This window comes from Mucilaginibacter sp. JRF (genome assembly GCF_015223065.1).
Taxonomy (GTDB): Bacteria; Bacteroidota; Bacteroidia; order Sphingobacteriales; family Sphingobacteriaceae; genus Mucilaginibacter.
This window is the reverse complement of sequence record NZ_JADFBY010000010.1, coordinates 51,933-72,196: the sequence shown is the minus strand read 5'-3', so window position 1 is coordinate 72,196 and position 20,264 is coordinate 51,933. Positions and strand designations below refer to the sequence as shown.

Annotated in this window: 17 protein-coding genes and 1 tRNA gene; 8 read left to right on the top strand and 10 right to left on the bottom strand. The window is 41.3% G+C overall.

What is annotated here, in order from left to right; translation table 11 throughout:
- Window positions 1-53 precede the first annotated feature (53 nt).
- Window positions 54-1,046, bottom strand: coding sequence for a quinolinate synthase NadA (nadA, locus tag IM792_RS18880; RefSeq protein WP_194103465.1), 993 nt, complete (start codon window positions 1,044-1,046; stop codon window positions 54-56).
- Between the two features lie 409 nt (window positions 1,047-1,455).
- Between nadA and nadB the strand changes: the two genes are divergently transcribed.
- Together nadB and IM792_RS18870 are read left to right on the top strand one after the other, a co-directional pair.
- A complete protein-coding gene (gene nadB / locus IM792_RS18875) occupies window positions 1,456-3,048 on the top strand; it encodes an L-aspartate oxidase (protein WP_194103464.1) in 1,593 nt (530 codons plus the stop codon).
- 16 nt (window positions 3,049-3,064) lie between these two features.
- Window positions 3,065-4,120, top strand: coding sequence for a (p)ppGpp synthetase (locus IM792_RS18870; RefSeq protein ID WP_194103463.1), 1,056 nt, complete (start codon window positions 3,065-3,067; stop codon window positions 4,118-4,120).
- On the opposite strand, the gene IM792_RS18865 is transcribed toward IM792_RS18870, so the two are convergent.
- Window positions 4,120-4,192, bottom strand: a tRNA-Gly gene (locus IM792_RS18865). The two genes, IM792_RS18870 and IM792_RS18865, sit on opposite strands and share 1 nt — an antisense overlap.
- Window positions 4,193-4,263: 71 nt before the next feature.
- On the opposite strand from IM792_RS18865, the gene IM792_RS18860 reads away from it, so the two are divergent.
- Window positions 4,264-4,776, top strand: a complete 513-nt coding sequence (locus IM792_RS18860; RefSeq protein WP_194103462.1) for a gamma carbonic anhydrase family protein — start codon at window positions 4,264-4,266, stop codon at window positions 4,774-4,776.
- On the opposite strand, the gene IM792_RS18855 is transcribed toward IM792_RS18860, so the two are convergent.
- From IM792_RS18855 to IM792_RS18840, 4 genes are all read right to left on the bottom strand, one after another.
- On the bottom strand, window positions 4,766-6,325 hold the full coding sequence (locus tag IM792_RS18855; RefSeq protein ID WP_194103461.1) for an Ig-like domain-containing protein: 1,560 nt from the start codon (window positions 6,323-6,325) through the stop codon (window positions 4,766-4,768). The genes IM792_RS18860 and IM792_RS18855 overlap by 11 nt on opposite strands.
- Before the next feature lie 196 nt (window positions 6,326-6,521).
- On the bottom strand, window positions 6,522-8,384 hold the full coding sequence (mnmG, locus tag IM792_RS18850; RefSeq protein WP_194103460.1) for a tRNA uridine-5-carboxymethylaminomethyl(34) synthesis enzyme MnmG: 1,863 nt from the start codon (window positions 8,382-8,384) through the stop codon (window positions 6,522-6,524).
- Window positions 8,385-8,453: 69 nt separating this feature from the next.
- A complete protein-coding gene (locus IM792_RS18845; protein ID WP_194103459.1) occupies window positions 8,454-10,262 on the bottom strand; it encodes an ABC-F family ATP-binding cassette domain-containing protein in 1,809 nt (602 codons plus the stop codon).
- Window positions 10,263-10,324: 62 nt separating this feature from the next.
- The gene (locus tag IM792_RS18840; RefSeq protein ID WP_194103458.1) at window positions 10,325-10,981 is read right to left on the bottom strand and encodes an NAD(P)H-binding protein; all 657 of its coding nucleotides are present in this window, start codon (window positions 10,979-10,981) and stop codon (window positions 10,325-10,327) included.
- A gap of 86 nt (window positions 10,982-11,067) precedes the next feature.
- On the opposite strand from IM792_RS18840, the gene IM792_RS18835 reads away from it, so the two are divergent.
- From IM792_RS18835 to IM792_RS18815, 5 genes are all read left to right on the top strand, one after another.
- Window positions 11,068-11,775, top strand: a complete 708-nt coding sequence (locus IM792_RS18835; protein WP_194103457.1) for a pirin family protein — start codon at window positions 11,068-11,070, stop codon at window positions 11,773-11,775.
- A gap of 104 nt (window positions 11,776-11,879) precedes the next feature.
- Window positions 11,880-12,653, top strand: coding sequence for an ABC transporter permease (locus IM792_RS18830; RefSeq protein WP_194103456.1), 774 nt, complete (start codon window positions 11,880-11,882; stop codon window positions 12,651-12,653).
- A gap of 3 nt (window positions 12,654-12,656) precedes the next feature.
- Entirely contained in the window at window positions 12,657-13,448 is a 792-nt protein-coding gene (locus tag IM792_RS18825) for an ATP-binding cassette domain-containing protein (protein WP_194103455.1), read from the top strand.
- Complete coding sequence (locus IM792_RS18820) at window positions 13,445-14,290, top strand: MlaD family protein (RefSeq protein ID WP_194103454.1); 846 nt, start codon at window positions 13,445-13,447, stop codon at window positions 14,288-14,290. The genes IM792_RS18825 and IM792_RS18820 overlap by 4 nt, the downstream gene beginning before the upstream one ends.
- A gap of 155 nt (window positions 14,291-14,445) precedes the next feature.
- On the top strand, window positions 14,446-15,486 hold the full coding sequence (locus IM792_RS18815; protein WP_194103453.1) for a hypothetical protein: 1,041 nt from the start codon (window positions 14,446-14,448) through the stop codon (window positions 15,484-15,486).
- Between the two features lie 50 nt (window positions 15,487-15,536).
- Here IM792_RS18815 and IM792_RS18810 read toward each other — a convergent pair whose 3' ends face one another.
- From IM792_RS18810 to IM792_RS18795, 4 genes are read right to left on the bottom strand one after another with little or no spacing between them, the layout of a single operon-like run.
- Window positions 15,537-16,049, bottom strand: coding sequence for a glutathione peroxidase (locus IM792_RS18810; protein ID WP_194103452.1), 513 nt, complete (start codon window positions 16,047-16,049; stop codon window positions 15,537-15,539).
- Between the two features lie 44 nt (window positions 16,050-16,093).
- Window positions 16,094-16,519: an rRNA maturation RNase YbeY gene (gene ybeY / locus IM792_RS18805; RefSeq protein WP_194103451.1), complete on the bottom strand. Its 426-nt coding sequence runs from the start codon at window positions 16,517-16,519 to the stop codon at window positions 16,094-16,096.
- On the bottom strand, window positions 16,519-16,941 hold the full coding sequence (locus IM792_RS18800; protein ID WP_194103450.1) for an ATP-binding protein: 423 nt from the start codon (window positions 16,939-16,941) through the stop codon (window positions 16,519-16,521). The genes ybeY and IM792_RS18800 overlap by 1 nt, the downstream gene beginning before the upstream one ends.
- Before the next feature lies 1 nt (window position 16,942).
- Complete coding sequence (locus IM792_RS18795) at window positions 16,943-20,263, bottom strand: DUF4175 family protein (RefSeq protein WP_194103449.1); 3,321 nt, start codon at window positions 20,261-20,263, stop codon at window positions 16,943-16,945.
- Between the last annotated feature and the right edge of the window lies 1 nt (window position 20,264).

Sequence of the window (20,264 nt, the reverse complement as noted above, 5' to 3'; positions counted from 1 at the left end):
ACAAAACCCCGGTACTTAAAAATACCGGGGTTTATTATTTAAGTAGTTTTTACTTATAATCCCAAATTGGCTGATATTTCCAGCATACGCTCTATTGGTTTTACCGCATCTTTAATAATATGCTCGGATACAGTTACTTCCGGCAATTCATTTTTAAGGCACAGGTACAGCTTTTCAAGCGTGTTACGTTTCATGTGCGGGCAATCATTACAAGCGCAATTGTTATTAGGTGGCGCCGGAATAAATGTTTTATCCGGATTATCCTTTTGCATCTGGTGTAATATGCCCGATTCTGTAGCTACAATAAACTCCTTATCGGGCGAATTGGTAGCGTACTTTAATATACCGGTTGTTGATCCAATATAGTCGGACATTTCAAGTATAACTTCCTCGCATTCAGGATGCGCTAACAGCTTTACACCCGGATGGCGTTCCTTTAAACGGGTTATCTTTTCTCTCGAAAAAATTTCGTGCACCATACAGGCACCGTTCCATAACACCAGGTCGCGACCTGTTTTTTTAGCTACCCAGGCACCTAAATTTTTATCCGGGCCGAAAATGATCTTCTGATCCTTCGGCAAGCTTTCAACTATTTGCACCGCGTTGCTTGATGTACAAACAATATCGCTTAAAGCTTTCAATTCGGCAGTACAGTTCACATAGGTAATTACCAGATGATCAGGGTATTGCTCCTTAAATTTTCTAAACAAATGCGGCGGGCAGCTATCAGCCAGCGAGCATCCAGCCTTTACATCGGGCAGTAATACTTTTTTTCCTGGCGATAATATCTTGGCTGTTTCGGCCATGAAGTGTACCCCGGCGAATACGATAATATCGGCATCAGTTTTTGCTGCCTGTTGCGATAGGCCGAGGCTATCGCCAATATAGTCGGCAATATCCTGTATATCGCCGTCCTGATAGTAATGGGCAAGTATGACCGCATTTTTCTGCTTTTTTAATTTTTCAATTTCAACGAAAAGGTCAAGAGTAGGATCGATGTCCTCCTCCACAAAACCTTTCACATTTATTTCTTCGAAGATATCCATTTCAACAAATCAATAAAAACAACACTTTTTAATATAAGTAAAGAAACTATAGTTTATTAAGCTGTTAGTTTTGTTAAGAACTAATGTTACAAAATGAGCGAAAAGATGTTTTCACATAGTTATTAACAATTTATTCTAATATTATTTTTTTCAGAGAACTGAAAATTAGATTGGTATGATAAACAAGATTTATTTAAAAAACTTTTATGTTAATATTTTCGCTGTGTTAAAAATGTTGACTTCGATGTTTATAATGCTAATAAATGGCTCACAAATTCTGCCTCAACAGTACAAAACTACGGGTTATCCACGTGTTTATGATTTATTATTTTTTTACTTACATAAAATTAACACGTTTTACCCTGCTTATTAACACAAGTATTACTTTTACACATCTATACGTATATATATGACCCGAAATGTGGATTTCCTGGTAATTGGTTCAGGCATTGCCGGACTGAGTTTTGCACTTAAGGCTGCAAAGCATGGTAAGGTACTGATAGTTACAAAGGCAAATGAAGATGAATCAAACACTAAGTATGCCCAGGGAGGTGTCGCGGTGGTTGTGGATAAAAAAGAAGATTCGTTTGAAAAGCATATAAAAGACACCCTTATTGCCGGTGATGGGCTGTGTGATCCGGAAGTTGTGGAAATTGTTGTTAAGGAAGGTCCGGAAAGAATTAATGAAATTATTGATTACGGAACCAATTTCGACAAGACCCACGATGGTATTTATGACCTTGCAAAAGAGGGCGGCCACTCCGAATTTCGTGTACTACATTATAAGGATATCACCGGTTTTGAAATTGAACGTGCCTTATTAGAGCAAATACATCAAAACCCTAATATTGAAATACTTACGCATTATTTTGCTGTCGATCTGATCACGCAGCACCATCTGGGTAAGTTTGTTGATAAATCATCAACCGATATTACCTGTTATGGTATATATGCCTTTAATACCGAAACTAACGAGGTTGAAAAGATATTATCAAAGGTTACTGTAATGGCTTCGGGTGGTGCGGGGCATATCTACTCGGTAACTACAAACCCTACCATTGCTACTGGTGATGGTGTGGCGATGGTGTATCGTGCTAAAGGTAAAGTACGTAATATGGAATTCATACAATTCCATCCAACAGCATTATATAATCCTGGTGAATATCCATCATTTTTAATATCCGAAGCTGTGCGCGGTTTTGGTGGTATATTAAAACGTACCAATGGCGAAGAATTTATGCAGGAGTATGATGAACGCAAATCATTAGCTCCGCGTGATGTGGTTGCCCGGGCTATCGATTCTGAAATAAAGAAATCGGGTGAAGATTATGTTTACCTGGATATCCGCCATCGTAGTAAATCTGATATCATTCAGCACTTCCCTAATATATATGCCAAGTGTTTAGATATTGGTTTGGATATGACCAGGGACATGATCCCTGTAGCGCCGGCTTGCCATTATATGTGTGGCGGTATTTCGGTTGATCATGTTGGCCGTTCATCAATATTACAATTATATGCCTGTGGTGAATGTTCATCAACCGGTTTGCATGGGGCTAACAGATTGGCATCTAACTCATTATTAGAGGCATTGGTATTCGCTCACCGTATATATGAGGATGCTGTTAAAACCTTTGAAAGCGCGGCAGTACCTGATAATATACCTGATTGGGACGAAAAGGGTGTTCAATTATCAAACGAGGATATATTGGTAACACACAACGTTCGCGAAATGCAGAAGGTGATGAATGATTATGTAGGTATAGTCCGTTCTGATTTCAGGTTGGAAAGGGCCATGCGCCGCTTAGGTTTATTGCACGAGGAAACCGAGGAATTTTATAAGCGAACCAAACTTTCGGTAAAACTTTGTGAGTTGCGTAATTTAATACAGGTATCGTACCTGGTAATTAAATCGGCCATGTTACGTAAGGAGAGCAGGGGCTTACATTATACTACCGATTACCCCGAACACGCTACGGAATTGTACGATACTATAATATAATTTGCAATTATAAAAAATGAACATCATAGAGCAATTGTCTAAAAATTCCAGTATTTATTCTTCTTTCACTGAGAAGTGCAAAACTCTTATAGTTGATTTATTAAATGATGTTGGAATAAATGTTCATCACATAACTTTTCGAATAAAAAAATCACAGAGTTTAGAAAGGAAGATTGAGGCAAAAGGAAATAAATATAAAGATATATCTGAAATTACTGACATATGTGGTATTCGTATAATAACATATTTGGACAGTGATGTTAATAAGGTAGCACAGATAATTGAAAAGGAATTTGAGGTTGATTATGCAAATTCAGTCGACAAGAGAAAATTGAAAGCAGATCAATTTGGATACAAATCGCTCCATTACGTAATATCATTAACTAACGAAAGGCTCAAATTATCAGAATACAAGAGGTATCAAGAATTGAAATTAGAAATACAAGTTAGATCAATTCTTCAACATGCTTGGGCTGAAATTGAACACGATTTGGGTTATAAGGGGGAAATTGCTATTCCTGATAAATTTAAAAGAAATTTCAATAGATTATCGGCACTATTAGAAACTGCTGATATAGAGTTTGACAGATTAAAAACTGATTTATTTGCTTTTAAAGATGATGTTAAAGAAGATATTAAAAAGAATCCAAAGAGTGTAAAAATTGATCAGGTATCAATTATTTCTTTTATCAAAACAAATAAAATTTTTAAGGAAGCTTTAAATATCATTCAAAAAAATACAGGATGTATTTTTTATGAAAAGAATGATTTTATAGGGGAACTGGAGAGATTTCAATTTTTCGATATTAAGTATATTGGAGAAATTAGTGAACTTTTGAATAAACATCGAGTTCATTATTTAACATTCGTTGATCAATTTACTTCTGAAATTAGAGAAGATAAATTGAGTTTTGGTTTGCCGTTATTTTATTTTCAACACTATTTAGCATGTTTGAAAAATTCTACAAATTATTTAGAAGAATATTTTGAATATGGAAATCAGAAAATGAGTGGTGTAAAAACAGCAAATGATTTCCTTAATATATTTAATAAATCTAAAAATATTAATTGAGCGAAAAACGGGATTCGAACCCGCGGCCTTCAGTTTGGGAAACTGATGCTCTACCAACTGAGCTATTTTCGCTTGCTTGTATCAAACATATAAAATAAATCAGTCAAACAATAATTCATTAAATCAAAACTCTCTAATTAAATATGACTGTTATACTGCCCGTAAAAGATAAATCGCCGGTTTGGGGCGATGATTGTTTTATTGCCGAAAACTGTACCATTGTTGGTGATGTAACTATGGGCCATAATTGTTCGGTATGGTTCAACGCCGTAATTCGAGGCGATGTAAATACCATTACCATAGGCAATAACAGTAATATACAGGATGGTGCGGTTATACATGCCACCTATCAAAAATCAACTACCAATATTGGTAACAATACATCAATAGGGCACAATGCCATTGTGCACGGTTGTACGCTGCATGATAATGTTTTGGTGGGCATGGGCGCCATAATAATGGATAATGCCATTGTTGAACCCTTTGTTATAATAGGTGCAGGCTCGGTAGTGTTGGAGAATACTATATGCGAAAGTGGTTACTTATACGCAGGCACACCCGCCAAAAAAATAAAGCCATTAACTGATGAGCAACGGGAATTGCTTACCCGTTTGCCCAATAATTATATCATGTATTCAAGCTGGTTTAAGGTGTAACCGGCTCTTTAGGTATAGTTATAGCCTCCTCCGCATCCCAGTTAGGGCGTAGGGTTATTTCTTTATCATACAGCCATATATTCTCAGGCTGACGACTTTCCTTTACGTTACCGCTATCCCATTTGCCATTCTTGTTGGCATCGTAAATAACCTTTACGTGGTACTTGCCATTAATGTAGTTATTATATACTACTGATGAGTTTTTATTGATGACATCAGTTCGTAGTATATTCTTTTCATCACGATATAGCTGTATCACATAATTCTTATTCGGCTCGGGTACAGTTATTTTTAGCGTGAGCTGGCTATAATTCTCCGGTTTATCTATATCGAATTTCTTAACGGCGGCTTTGTTCTTATTACCATACAGATCAGTTAACGCGTCATCAGCAATAGCTAACTGATAGGTTACTCCCTGTTTCCAACGGTATTTCATCGATAAGCGGCGCGATGTACTGTCCTTAGTTATAGTAAATCCTGTTACAGTAGCCGAATCTTCTTTTAAGGTCATCAATGTACTGTTTACGGTTTCAATAGGCAAGTTGGATGTTATCAGCATATCAGTACCTGGTTTAAGCTTGTTATCACTACCAGTATTAAAACTCAGTGTAACGCCTTTCTTAAAGCTTTCCTTGCGGCTTTTTCGTAGCGTTACAGTATCAATTGGCTTGTTGTTGTCAGCTACCTGTATGCTTACCGAATCAAAATCCATAGTACGCATATACATCAGGGCTGTATCGCGCTTGCTGCTGAATTCCAATATCTTTTGGTTATCCAGGTTAGCCGGACTAATTATTTTTACCGTAGGCCGCTGTAATTGCTTGTTAAAGGCTAACAGTATCTTTCCATCCGCATCAAACCTACGGTCAACAAAGCGGAAGTTGGTAGGTTCCTGCTGAAATAAGCGTAATTGAATGTTGGCTGTATCCTTGGTAAGATTGATAGTATCTTTTATAAAACCTACTAATTCCGACTCGTTATCGTATATCTTATTAGGCGCTGATTCCTTTAGGGCGTAAATACGGTACTTATCTTCCTTCAGGTTATTCAAGCTAAAATTACCTGATGAATCGGTGAGTGCGAATATGGCCGGCTTTTTCTTTTTGTAAAATGCGGTGTCTTTACTCAAAGGGTAGAGTAGGACGGCAATGTCTTTCTCTTTCTCCTGCGTTTGGGTATTGGTTACACTACCGCTTATGCTTAATGAGTCGATATGCGGGCCGGTTGAAAATACGTAGGTAAAATTCTTCAACGCGTTCGATTCATTAACATCGGCAATGGCTTTACCAAAGTTGATAACGTACGTTGTATTTTTTTGCAGCGTGTCCTTAAAATCTATCACCAGGCTTTGGCCACGAATGTTGTACTCGGGCAATTTCTCCTGCACCGGGCTCATGCTTATTTCCTGGTATTGATTGGTGAGTTTAAAAAACTCGTCAAATTCAAGTGTTATTTGTTTTGCCTTAAAATTGCGTGTCATGTTTTCGGGTATAGCCCTCACCAGTTTTGGTGGGGTCAGATCTCGCGGGCCACCTTCCGGTCTTTTCATGTTGGCGCAACCCCAAAACATTAAAATGGCTATAACTACAGGCAGATTTTTAGTAAAAACAGCTACTTTTTTATTTGACAGCATTTTTAAGGCTTATAAGCGATTTTTTGTTTTTCATGAACGCTGATATTAAAATTAGAAAATAATGCCTTATAAGCGATATTTTATAAATACTTAATTATCAGTATTTTACGTGTTATTTTGTTATGTGTACCATCAAAACTGAGATATCCGACGGTGAAACACCCGAAATACGGGATGCCTGACCCAAAGTGCGGGGTTTTATCTTCATTAATTTTTCGCGCGCTTCTTTTGATACCGATACCAGTTGATGATAATTAAAATCAGGATTGATCTCTTTGTCTTCCATTTTTTTCATGCGGGCAACAATGTCCAATTCCTTTTCAAAATAACTCTCATATTTAATTTTTATTTCAGCCTGCTCAATAGTTTCTTTGTCATAAGCTGATAATAATTCGTTGAATGCATCATCGGTACTTTTCAGATCATTAATAGATACCTGTGGCCTGCTGATCAAATTAAATATTTTTACGTTTTGTGATATAGGCGCTGTACCCAATTCATCCAATAGGCTATTCACTTTTGATGGCTCTATTGATTTGTTTTTGGTATAAGCAACAATATTATCAGAGTTCCTGATCTTATCATTAACCTTTTGTATACGCTCATCACTTATCAAGCCCAGCTCATGCCCAATAGGGGATAGCCTGATGTCGGCATTGTCCTGGCGTAGTAATAAACGATGTTCTGCTCTTGAAGTAAACATGCGATAAGGCTCCTCGGTGCCTTTGGTTACCAAGTCATCAATTAAAACACCGATGTATGATTCTGATCTTTTCATGATCAGTTCATGTTTATCATATACTTTTTGATGCGCGTTTATGCCTGCTATAAAACCTTGCGATGCCGCTTCTTCGTAACCGGTAGTACCATTTATCTGCCCGGCGAAGAACAGGTTGCTGATCAATTTAGTTTCCAACGTTAAGCCCAACTGTGTAGGAGGGAAGTAGTCGTACTCAATGGCATAACCCGGACGGAACATTTTAGCGTTCTCAAAACCCGGTATTTTGGTCAATGCTTTGTATTGTACATCCTCGGGTAACGAGGTTGAGAAACCATTTACATAGATCTCTACCGTATTCAATCCTTCGGGTTCAACAAATATTTGATGGCGTTCTCGCTCAGCAAAACGGTTAATCTTATCTTCTATTGAGGGGCAATAACGAGGACCCAAACCTTTGATACGGCCTGTAAACATTGGTGATTTTTCAAAACCTTCCCTCAAGGTTTCGTGTACATCGGCATTGGTATAGGTGATCCAGCAGCAGCGCTGTTCCTGTATTTGCTCTACTTCGGTGTATGAAAAGCGACCTCTTTCTTCATCGCCCCATTGTTCTTCCATTAAGGAGTAATTCAGACTACGGCCATCTACACGGGGTGGGGTACCGGTTTTCATTCGGCCTGCTTCAAAGCCTAATTCGGTTAATTGTTCTGTTAAACCTGTGGCCGATTTTTCACCTGTACGGCCGCCACCAAAGCGTTTTTCACCTATGTGGATGATACCGTTTAGAAAAGTGCCATTAGTTAGCACTACTGCTTTACCCTCTATCTCTACACCTATTGATGTACGCACGCCATACACCGTATTCCCTTTAACTAATAGAGAGCTTACCATATCCTGCCAAAAGTCAACATTAGGGGTATTCTCTAACGCTAAACGCCATTCTTCGGCAAAGCGCATGCGGTCGCTTTGGGCGCGTGGGCTCCACATAGCAGGGCCTTTGCTCAGGTTAAGCATCCTGAATTGGATGGATGTTTTATCGGTTATAATACCCGAATATCCACCCATCGCATCAATCTCACGCACTATTTGCCCCTTAGCTACACCACCCATTGCAGGGTTGCAGCTCATTTGGGCAATAGTATTCATGTTCATAGTAATCAGCAATACGGACGAACCCATATTGGCTGCGGCAGCAGCAGCTTCACAGCCTGCATGTCCTGCACCTACTACTATTACATCATATTTCTTAAACATATTACCTCCATGTTCCACGTGGAACATTGTATAAATTCATATCAAAAATCTAATGTTCCACGTGGAACATTAGCCCTCAATTAACTCAGTAAGTTCTAACCAACGCATGCTTTTTTCATCAAGCTGGTTATTTAAATCAGTTATTTGAGCCAGTATTTTATTCAATTCCTCACTACCCAAACCTGATGTGTTTAGCTTATCGTTATTGGTTTTTATATCGTTTTCAAGCTTGGCTATGTCGCCTTCAAGGCTTTCGTACTCGCGCTGTTCCTTGTAACTAAGCTTGTTTTTTTTAGGTGCTGCAACTACCGGAGCAGGAGTAGGCTTAACTTCATGCTTTTGTTTTTCGGCTGCTTTTTCAGCTTCTAACTCGTTACGGTACTCCGAATAATTGCCATTAAATATCCTTACATCGCCATTGCCTTCCATAATAAAAAGCTGCTCGGTAAGCTTATCCAGCAAATACCTATCGTGCGATACAAGCATCAATACGCCGTTATATCCGGTTAAAAACTCCTCTAATACATTCAGTGTGTCAATATCCAGATCATTCGTAGGCTCATCCAGTATCAGGAAGTTAGGGTTCTTCATCAGAATGCTCATCAACTGTAACCTTTTCTTTTCGCCACCACTCAAGTTGCTGATAAAGCCATGTTGCTTTTTAGGTGGAAATAAGAACAACGTAAGCAATTGCGATGCTGATATGGTTTTACCGTCGGCCATGGTAATATACTCGGCAACGTTCTTCACCACATCAATTACCCTTTCATCAGGCTTAAAAGTAATACCCGACTGATGGAAGTAACCCAACACCGTGGTTTCACCTTTGATCACTTGTCCATTATCAGGTGATAAGTTTCCGGTGATCATGTTCAATAGGGTAGACTTACCGCTACCGTTTTTACCTGCCAGGCCAATACGATCACCTTTTTTAAATACATAATCAAAGCTCTCAATAAAAGTACGGCCGTTAAAGCTTTTATTAACCTGCTCCAACTCCATTATCTTGTTGCCTTGCCTTGCTGTTTTAACACTTAGCTCAACCTTGGCTTTTGGGCCTGCGCCCTTGGTTTTATCCTCCAGCTCATAAAAAGCATTAATACGTGCCTGCGATTTCGTTCCACGTGCTTGTGGTTGCCTGCGCATCCACTCCAGCTCTTTCTTTAACAGGTTACTGTTCTTTTGAAACTGCACCTCATCATTGGCTTCACGCTCGGCCTTCTTTTCAAGGAAGTAGCCGTAGTTGCCGGCATATGTAAATATGCGGCCTTTATCAATCTCTACTATCTCGTTACAAACGTTATCCAAAAAGTAACGGTCGTGCGTTACCATAAGTATGGTTTTGTTGCCTTCAGTCAGTAGTTTTTCCAGCCACTCAATGGTATCAATATCCAGGTGGTTGGTAGGCTCATCTAAAATATATAAGTCCGGATCTTCTATCAACAAGCGGGCAAGCGCCAAACGCTTCTTTTGTCCGCCAGATAGGGATGCAATGTTTTGATTGAGATGGTGAATATCCAATCGGCCAAGAATGGTTTTTATTTGATACTCATACTCCCAGGCATCAACCTCACTTAGCTCCTCCATTATTTTTTCGAGAGCCTTATTGTTCTCAGGATCGTTCTCTAACAATTCTTCATAGCGCCTTATCAATTGCTGCTGGATGTTATCCTCGCTAAAAATATAATCGCTAATGGTAACGGCACTTTTAAAGTCAGGGTCTTGCTCCAGGTAACCCACCCGCAAATCACGGGCACGTACGGCCTTACCCTCGGTAGGGATCAATTGTCCCGAAAGTATTTTGAGCAGGGTAGATTTACCCGCGCCGTTAACACCCACTAAGGCTACCCTACGACCACGGTTAATACCAATGGTCATATTTTTAAACAGCCAGTGGTCATGAAATGAATGGCCTAGATTTTCTCCTGAAATATACGTGCTCACGCTAATTGTTTTATTTTATCGGTAGTGTATGTAAACACCCCTTTGTTGTTGGTTAATGATTGGTTGAGCATTGCCCGGGCAACTGTATCGCCTTTTATGCTCCTGTACTTTTTCAATCCGCCCAATAGAAGTGGATTAAAAAGCGTAAGTACCACCTTAGCTATTTTTTCGCCAAGGCGGGGATTATTACGCTTACCATCTAAAAATGATGGCTGGTATATGTACAAACTTTCAACGCCTGCCGCCTTAACATCATGCTCGGCATCGCCCTTGGTTTTTAAGTAAAAGTTGGACGACGAAGCATTAGCCCCAATAGCCGAAACCAAATGATATTGCTCAACACCGTTTTGTGCCGCCAGCTGTGCCAGCTTAACAGGATGGTCGTGATCAATGGCCCGGTACTTAACTTTGTCAGGTGTTTGCTTTTGGGTAGTGCCCAGGCAGCAAAACAAGGCATGTCCTTTTATCAGATCGGCATATTGGTCAAGCTCATCAAAATTGATAATGGCTTGTATCAGCTTTTTATTTTCAATAGGCAGTTGCCTGCGTGTAAGCACTAAAACTTCGTCATATTCGGGGTGCTGCAAAAGCATGGTCAGTAAACTACTGCCAATAAGTCCGCTTGCGCCCGCTATGATAGCTTTATGTGCCATTTTGTTGAAAAAATTATGCAAAAATACATATAATTAATTTGTGGAATAAATATTGAATGTTTAAACATGTTTTAAATAACATTGATATGAAAAAGATATTATATCCTGCAAATCAGCGTGGTTACAATGATATTGGTTGGTTAAAAGCTAACTTCTCATTCAGCTTTGGCCCTTATTACGATCCTGAAAAAATACAGTTCGGCGCGCTGAGGGTTTTGAATGACGACATAATTGGCCGTGGTCGTGGTTTTGGCGCCCATCCGCATGATAATATGGAGATCATCACCATAGTGCTTGATGGTGCTTTAGAGCATAAGGACAGCATGGGCAATGTAGGCATTATAAAAGCGGGAGAGGTGCAGGTAATGTCGGCCGGTACAGGTATTACGCATTCGGAGTATAACCCGCTACATGATAAGGATACCAATAGTTTACAGATATGGGTATTCCCTAAAGAGCGTAACATCAAACCCCGCTACGATCAGAAAAGCTTTGCCGATGCACTAAAGCTGAATGAACTGATCACCCTGATATCTCCTGAAAAGGATGCTGATGCCCTTTGGATAAATCAGGATGCAACCTTTAGCATGGGCGAGTTCGAGGCCGGCAAAACCATAACCTATAATGTAAAAACCCCGGGAAACGGCGCTTATATTTTCCTGCTGGAGGGTAGTATTGAAATTGATGGCACCGTGTTAAACAAAAGAGATGCGCTGGGTGTTTATGATACCTGTTCGGTAACCATTGAAACCGTTGCGCAATCGCGTTTGCTGATACTCGAAGTACCCATGTAAATTCCGCCGCTCTGCGCATATTATCCGTGAGTTAAGTATTGAACACCCCGGCTATTAAAACAAACAGGAATGTTTGTGTGTAGTTGGATTTTAAACTGGATGTTATGGCAGAGCAGGCAATACCCGCGTGGAAAAAATGGCTGGAAGGCATAGGCGAGCAGGGCGTATTTTTTACGCGCTTTGTTCGTAATATTTTTGCCGGAGGCTTTGAGTGGTCGGAGTTTGTGCGCCAGTGTTACGAGATAGGCTATAAATCGTTTACACTGGTGGGCATAACCTCGTTTATTATGGGCCTGGTGCTTATACTGCAACTGCGCCCCACCATGGTTGATTTTGGTGCCGAGAGTATGCTGCCCCGCACGCTTTCCATAGCGCTTATACGTGAGATAGGCCCGGTGATCACGGCCATCATTTGCGCGGGCAAAATAGCATCAAGCATTGGCGCCGAGCTGGGCAGTATGAAGGTTACCGAGCAGATAGACGCTATGGAAGTATCGGGCGCTAACCCGGTACAATACCTTGTGGTTACCCGTATAATAGCCACCGCGGTTATGGTACCGCTGCTCACCATGATAGGCGATGTAATAGGCCTGTTTGGCGGCTACATAGCCATTAACCTGACTGATGATATCAGCTTTTACCTCTACTTTCATAAATGTATCGCCTCTATCGAATTTATTGATCTGATACCGGCATTTGTTAAAACCATATTTTTTGGCTTCGCCATTGGCTTTGTGGGATGCTACAAGGGCTATAACTCTAACAAAGGCACCGAAAGTGTGGGTATAGCCGCCAATTCGGCTGTGGTAACCGCCTCGTTGTGGATATTTGTGATAGATGCCATTGCCGTTCAAGTAACCAACTTATTATACTACTAAACCATGGCAGAGAAGGACGATATAGCGGTAGCGGATCAGTCTGAAAAGGTTGATAGGAATGAGGTAGTGATCCACATTAAAGGGCTTAAAAAATCCTTTGGTGACAAGGAGGTATTGCGCGATATCAATCTCGATCTTAAACGAGGCGAAAATGTGGTGGTATTAGGTCGATCAGGCCAGGGTAAATCGGTAACCATACAATGTATAGCCGGTTTGCTTACTCCTGATGATGGCGAGCTTGATGTATTTGGCGAGCCGGTTACTGAAATGGATGAGGATGAATTAAAGCAATTGCGCATTAAACTGGGCTTCCTGTTTCAAAGCGGGGCATTGTACGATTCCATGACCGTGCGTGAGAACCTCGAATTCCCCCTCACACGCGTTTTAAAGCTTAAAGACCAACAGGAGATAGATCAAAGGGTAGAGGAAGTGCTGGAGGGCGTAGGATTGCTTGACGCGGCCGATAAAATGCCGTCGGACCTATCGGGAGGGATGCGAAAGCGTATCGGCTTGGCACGAACACTTATTGTTAAGCCCGAAATTATGCTTTATGATGAGCCTACAACCGGCCTCGACCCGATCACCTCGCGCGAGATAAGCGAGCTGATACTCAACATGCAACGAAAATTTAAAACATCATCCATCATTATAACCCACGACCTGGAATGCGCCAAGATAACCGCCGACCGTGTTTTGGTGATGAATGATGGTGAATATATAGCCGAGGGCAGTTACGAAGAACTGCAAGCCTCGGATAATGATTTTGTACGATCTTTTTTTAACGAACAGAAATGAAAGCGACATCTTCCCAAAAAATAAAAATAGGTTTATTCACCGTAGCGGGCATCGCGGTACTTATACTGGCCATATTTTTAATAGGCAGCCAAAAAAGCATGTTCAATTCTACCTTTAACGTTTACGGCGAGTTTAAAAATGTAAGCGGCTTGCAGGTAGGCAACAATGTGCGTTTTGCCGGTATAAATGTGGGCGTGGTTGAAAACATAACCATTGTTACCGATAGCATGGTACGGGTTGACCTGACCTTGAACAGCAACGTAAACAAGTTCATAAAAAAGGACTCGAAACTAAGCATCAGCAGCGATGGCCTGATGGGCGATAAGCTGGTGATGATAGCGCCCGGTGGCGTTAAAACCCAGGAGGTTGTTGCACAGGGTGATAAGCTTACCACCGTTAATCCGTTGGATGTGGACAAGATGATAGCCAAGCTTACCAAGGTGGCTGATAATGCCGAGAAACTATCGGCCAACCTGTCCGACGTAGTGTACAAGATCAATAACGGTAAAGGTAGTTTGGGCCGATTACTGAATGATGATAAAATAGCCGATGATTTGCGTGGTACGGTAAAGCAGGCTAAGTCTACCATAAAAACGGTTGACGCCGCCACTGTAACCCTGCACGAGGATCTGAAAGCGGCTCAAAGCAATTTCCTGCTGCGTGGTTTCTTTAAAAAGAAGGAAAAGGCCGCCAAAGCCAAACAGGATTCCATCCGCAAAGCCAACGAAAAAGCTGCCAAAGAGAAAAAGAAAGCCCAGGAAAAAGCCGAAGAAGAACGCAAAAAGCAGGAAGAAGAAGCTAAGAAACAACAGGAGGAGGCACAAAAACAACAGGATAATTAACCCTCTTTGCCAGTTATAATGTATGTACATCTTAATGGCTTAACTTGCTAATAAATAATAAATTAAGTCAGATAATTGTCCTGAAAATGAGCAATGGTTTATTGAACTATCGATGATAATTTACACTAAATTTGTTCATCACCAATTTATAAACCATGAAAAACAAATTTACCCTCGCGGCCATGCTGCTTGTTGCAGTGTGCCTAACCAATTGTAAAAAAGACAATCCCGTAGCCGAAGAAAATCTTACACCTAACAACGATGGACTGGTTATGGCCGCTTCGGGAGTGCCGGTACATTCGGTAACAACCATTGCTGGCAGCCCTTATACATCAGGGCAAACCCTGGTGAATGCCAATGGCAAAAACGCTCGATTTAACAACCCGTTCGGTATTCAATTAATGGCCGATGGAACCATTTACGTAGCCGATACCGACAACAAAATTATCCGTGTTGTGAGCCCAACGGCCGATGTTACGTCATTAAACATTCCTAACCATGATTTAACTGATCCTTCATTCTGGCTAAAGGGGCCTAAGTATTTTGGAATGGATGATAACGGAGCGGTGTATATTATTGATTATAATCCGGATTATCCGCATGATAGGGCGCTTGCTTACAAAAAAGACGGAAGTATTCTCGGCGGGACATGGAGCGATTTTTACGATATGAAAGATATTGTTAAAGATCCTTTTGGTAACGCCTTTTATTCAACTTTTGGTAATCAATTAAAACGGATAACCATGAAGCAATCAAACACATCCTTTTATGATAACAATATTGATTTCACTAATTACTTTTTGCCTGATGACCCGGGCTACTATACTTTCCCGGCCATATTTATGGGGAACAACGGCGTAATTTATTTTGTATACAAAGGCAAATTATACAAACGGTCAAAAGATGGCTCAGGCGCGCCTATTTTCCCGAATCTTACCTTTAATGATGTTACCTGCATTATGGCTAATAAGGATAGCCGCACGCTTTACATTGCCGATAAGGGCTACATCAGGAGGATAGACAACGGCAAATTAACCACCATTACAGGCCCTAACACCACCTACAATGATAGTCGTGACGGTATTGGTATACGAGCCGATGTATACGCCAAATACATGGCATTAAGCAAGGATGAAAGCACCATCTATTTCTCTGACCCTAATGCGGACGCTATCAGAAAGATAGTATTGAGATAGATAAAATTAACAGCAAACAAAAAAGGCGCTTTCAAAGCGCCTTTTTTGTTTTATAATGCATCGGTTATTTCCGGTGATAGCGGGGTTGTTTTTGAGCGGTAGCGGTGTATCAACTTACCGTTCTCATCGATCAGGAATTTCTCGAAGTTCCATTTGATCTCGCCTGTAAAATCAGGGTTTTCGGCAGTAGTTAGGTACGCGAACAGCGGACTGATATCATCGCCCTTAACGCTTACTTTTTCGCTAAGCGGAAAGGTAACGCCATAGTTTTTTTGGCAAAATGATTTGATCTCGAGGTTAGCGCCCGGCTCCTGGCCGCCAAAGTTATTGGCCGGAAAGCCTACCACAACCAGTTTATCCTTGTACTTGTCGGCAAGCTTTTGCAGTTCGGCATATTGCGGGGTAAAACCACATTGCGAGGCTGTGTTAACGATCAACACTTTTTTACCCTTGTATTTTGATAACGAAAAGCCTTTACCTTCAATGCTTTTCAATTTAAAATCGTACACACTTTTTGCCGGTGTAACAAAAAGCAGCGCCAATAATATGGTCAGTGTTTTCATGGTGCAATAAATTGATATATAGATTTATAAAGGTAAAAGTAGAATTAAAACAGCCGTTTGTTCAAATAAAAATCCTCTTTTAGTGTCATATTTTTCTTGTCGGCCGGTTTCTTATCAGCATAACCAAGCAAATGCAGGGTTCCGTGTATAATTACGCGGTGCAGTTCATTTGTTTCGGTTACGCCAAATTTGGCGGCATTTTCACGCGTACGCTCAACCGAAATAAATATATCGCCAACTATGCTGCCTTCAATCTCGCTGTTATCAAAAGTTACTATATCGGTATAAGTATCGTGGTTTAAATACTGTTTATTGATCTCGATCAAATACGAGTCTGAGCAAAAAATGTAATTAAGTTCTTTAAGTTTATATCCTTCGGCCTCAATGGTATCTTTTATCCATTGCCTTACCTGTGTTTTTTGTTTTAACTTAAATGGTATGTCTTCTTCAAAAAATTGTATAGCCGGCATTATATCTTAAAGTGTAGTTCAATTTCGTTGCCCTTGCCGTTAAATATGCACTGATCGGCTAATTGCTTTAAAATAAACACCCCTCTGCCTGTAAGGTTCTCCAGGTTTTCAGGAGCGGTAGGGTCGGGCAGGTGGTTATAGTCAAATCCGTCGCCCTCGTCGGTAACGGTCCAAACAATGCGCTTCGGGTCGGCCTCGGCATTCACTATAACTATCTTATTCTCGTTTTGCTTGTTGCCATGCAAAATAGCATTCATTACCGCCTCGTTAAGGCAGGTCATCATGTTAGCGAAAACATCATCGCTAATTTTATATTTGTCTGCAAGTTCTTCTATCAAAAGCTCAAGCTGTGTAATGCTCTCCACTTTTGACGGAAGCTGCAACGTAAATAGTTCACTGGTCTGAACGTTATTATGTTCCATTTTACCTTCCATTAAGTTGTTCAAAGTAAGATTGTACTTTATTTTTATAATATAAATTGAACGCCGGCGATACTGTTCGCAGTTGTTCGGTTTGTTTGGTCTTTAGCTGTTGATAATTTTGCAAAGCCTTAATGTAGCCGGGCGGCATATCTTTACCGGCAGCACTTTGGCGCTTATTATCCTGTTCACGTTGTTGCTCAGCCTTTTCGGCATCAAGCAAGCGTGTTTGTATTTGCTGCTGCCTTTTTAGGGTTTCGCTTGATATACGTCTGTTTACGATATCATTCTCCGTTTGTTCCATTTCTTTTGAAATTTTGTCCAGATCACCTAACCCGCTACGCCCATCCTTATTCTGTTCACGGTTCATCTGTTCAAGCGCCTGGCGTATTTGCTGCTGCTGCCTGGCCATGCGTGCCAGCTGCTCGCTCATGCCGTTTTGCCCCTGGCCGGTTTTATCCTGATTGCCCTGGTTACCTTGTTGTTGCATTTGCTGCCTTGCCTTTTGCATGTTTTGATTAAGCTGCTGCTGCATTTTTGCCAGTTGCGATACCGATTGCTGTTTTTTGCCTTTGCCGCCACCCTGGCGGTTCTGCATGTTTTGCAACTGTTCAAGGGCTTCGCTCAATAGTAGTGCCAAATTGTTCATGGCTGTCATGGCATACTGCTGGCTGCGGTTGGCTTCTGCGCTTCTTCTGTCACCCATGAGGCCTAAAGCTTTCTCAATATTCTCATTAATGCTCGCTACATCCTTATTAACAGCCGATTGTATTTGCGGCACCCTTTTACTTAATGAGTATAGGCTATCCTCGGCCGTTTTAAGGTTATCCTTAATATCCTTTTGCTGCTGGGCCAAACGGGTATAACTTGGGTCGGCCGGGTTAATGCCCCGTAATGATAGCATCAGCTTCTCCTGCGCGAAGGAGCTGTTCACCAAATTTTTCAGCAATTCGCGCAATTGAGCGGCATTAACGGCATTTTCGCTTTCTTCTTCCTCCTGCTGCTGTTGCTGCATTTTCGATGCCATTTGCTGCATTTTTTGAGCGGCCTGCTGTTGCGCGGCGCTTGCTTTTTGCTTATCGTTCTTTTGCAAATTCTGCTTGCTTTCGTCCATTTTTTGGTCAACAGCGTCGCTTTCCTTTTGCTGATCTTTCAGATCCATCTTCTCACTTTGCGCCTCGTTTTCCTTCTTCAGCTCGTCGAGCGATTTTCGGGCTTCGCTAAATTCCTCCTTAAGTTTTTGCTGCTTTTGCAGCAGCTCGTTTTTGTTCTGATTTTGTTTACCGGTTTGCTCAGCCAGTTTTTGTTGTTCCTGGGCTAATTTATTGAGCTGATTGATGTTTTGTTCAACTTTTTGGTCAAATGCCAGCTTTTTATACAATTCCAAAACACGGTCGAGCTCTTTTTTAAGGGAGCGATTATCCTGCTGCATTTTCTTCAACTCATCGCGGGTATCATCTTTTTCACCTTTATCCAACAGGTCCTGCAATTTTTTCAGCAATTCCTGTGTTTTTGGGTCGAGTACGTTGTTGAACAAGTCGGCAATTTGTTGCTGTTTTTTCTGTAGATCCTCGCTTTGCTGCTGATTCTCCTGGCGGTTAAACTGGTTCTTGCGGTTCTCGTCCTGAATATCCTTAACCAGTTTATTCAACTCCATCTTTTTTTGCAGCAGCTGTTCTACCTGTTTCTTCTCCTCAAAGCTCAAATTATTCTTATCAAGCAACTGCTGATTCAGCTTTTGCGATTCGCGCTCTATCTGCGCAGCCAGTTTAATGGCCGATTGCGTTTTATCAGCCACCGCTTTACTGCCGGCCTCCATCTGCTCGTTAAGTTGTTTGGCATCCGGCATATTCAGCGTTTGCTCGGGTGTGCGGGCACGTTTAGGTCCGGCTACGGCATCGTTATCCGCCACCTCAAAGTAATAGGATATCTGTGCCCCCTCGGGTAACTTCAGATCCTTCAAATTCCAAAAAAAGAAAAAGCCCGCCTGCGTTTGCGACAGATCAGCCTTTACCGGCACATGATACACCTTATCGCCAACACGATAATTAAATGTAAGCGACGAAAAACCATGATCATCCTGTACCGAACCGTTAAAGTACAAGGCTTTGCTACTCACCGAATCCTGCTTTTGCTCTGCCGATATAGCAGGCGCTTCATCAGCCACTACGTGGATATTATAAGCCGATGAATCAGTATTGCGGGCTACCTGCTGGTTGGTAGCGCTTATTTTATAGGCGGTATTTTTAACTATCCGTTCCTGGTGACTGAATACACCCTCAGCAACCGGATCAAGCTGGTGCAGGCTGTTGTTTATACTGAACGCCAGTTTGGAGGCATGCTGCGTTTTTATACGCCATTTAACAATGGTTCCGGCAGGTATAGTTAAATCGCCGGCATTAGCTATGGTTTCAGGCTGCTTGTGCAGATAGGCCGGATATTGCAACGTAGCATCAAAGCTCACCAGGGTAGGCTTATAATTAACGTTGACGATGTATTGCGATGAATTGTACCCGTTAGCGCTAAGCTTGAACGGTACATTATGTTGCAGGTTTTTAAACGTATAAGTAAACCGGCTCACCGATGATTTTTCGAGCTTAAATATGTTGCCGCTATTTTCAATATAAACATCGGCAGGCAGGTTATTGCCCTCCAAGCGTACCTCAAGTGTCATGTCGTCGCCCTGTACAGCGGTTAACGACCGGTTTTGTACCACGAATTTGAACGGGGCTAACGGCGCGAAATATTTATCGTGCTTTAACAGCCGTTCGGTACTATCAGTAAGTATTGATGGTGCTGCCAGCCCAATAATGCATATAGCGCCCACAGGTATCAGCAACCATTTAAGGTAGCGTGTATTCTCCTTTAAATTGATGGCCGATGGAAAACTTACCGGACTAAGCTCACTTATTTTTTGATCGATACCGGCGGCCAGCAGTTGTTGCTGGCGAGGGTCGGCAAGGGTTTGTTTTTTTAGTTGTAAGGTGTTCAGCAGCTTATCGTTCACGTTAACGAAGTGCTTGCCTATAATTACCGCCGCCTCATCATAAGTAAGTGTTTTGCCAATGCGCAGCCAGGCTAATAATGAGGGTATTACCAGCCAAACCAGCAGTGAGAGGTTTATCAGTATAAATAAGTAAAATAATGCCGAGCGCAACACCACATTAAAATTGCCAAAGTACTCGGCAAGTGTTACCAACAGGTAGAGAGAGAATAAACCGGCGCCCAAAAAAATAACTCCGCGCAGCAAATTGTTAAAGTAATACTTCCGGATAAAAGTATTTACCTTAATAATTAACAAGTCAAAATTATCAGGGGCGTGCATT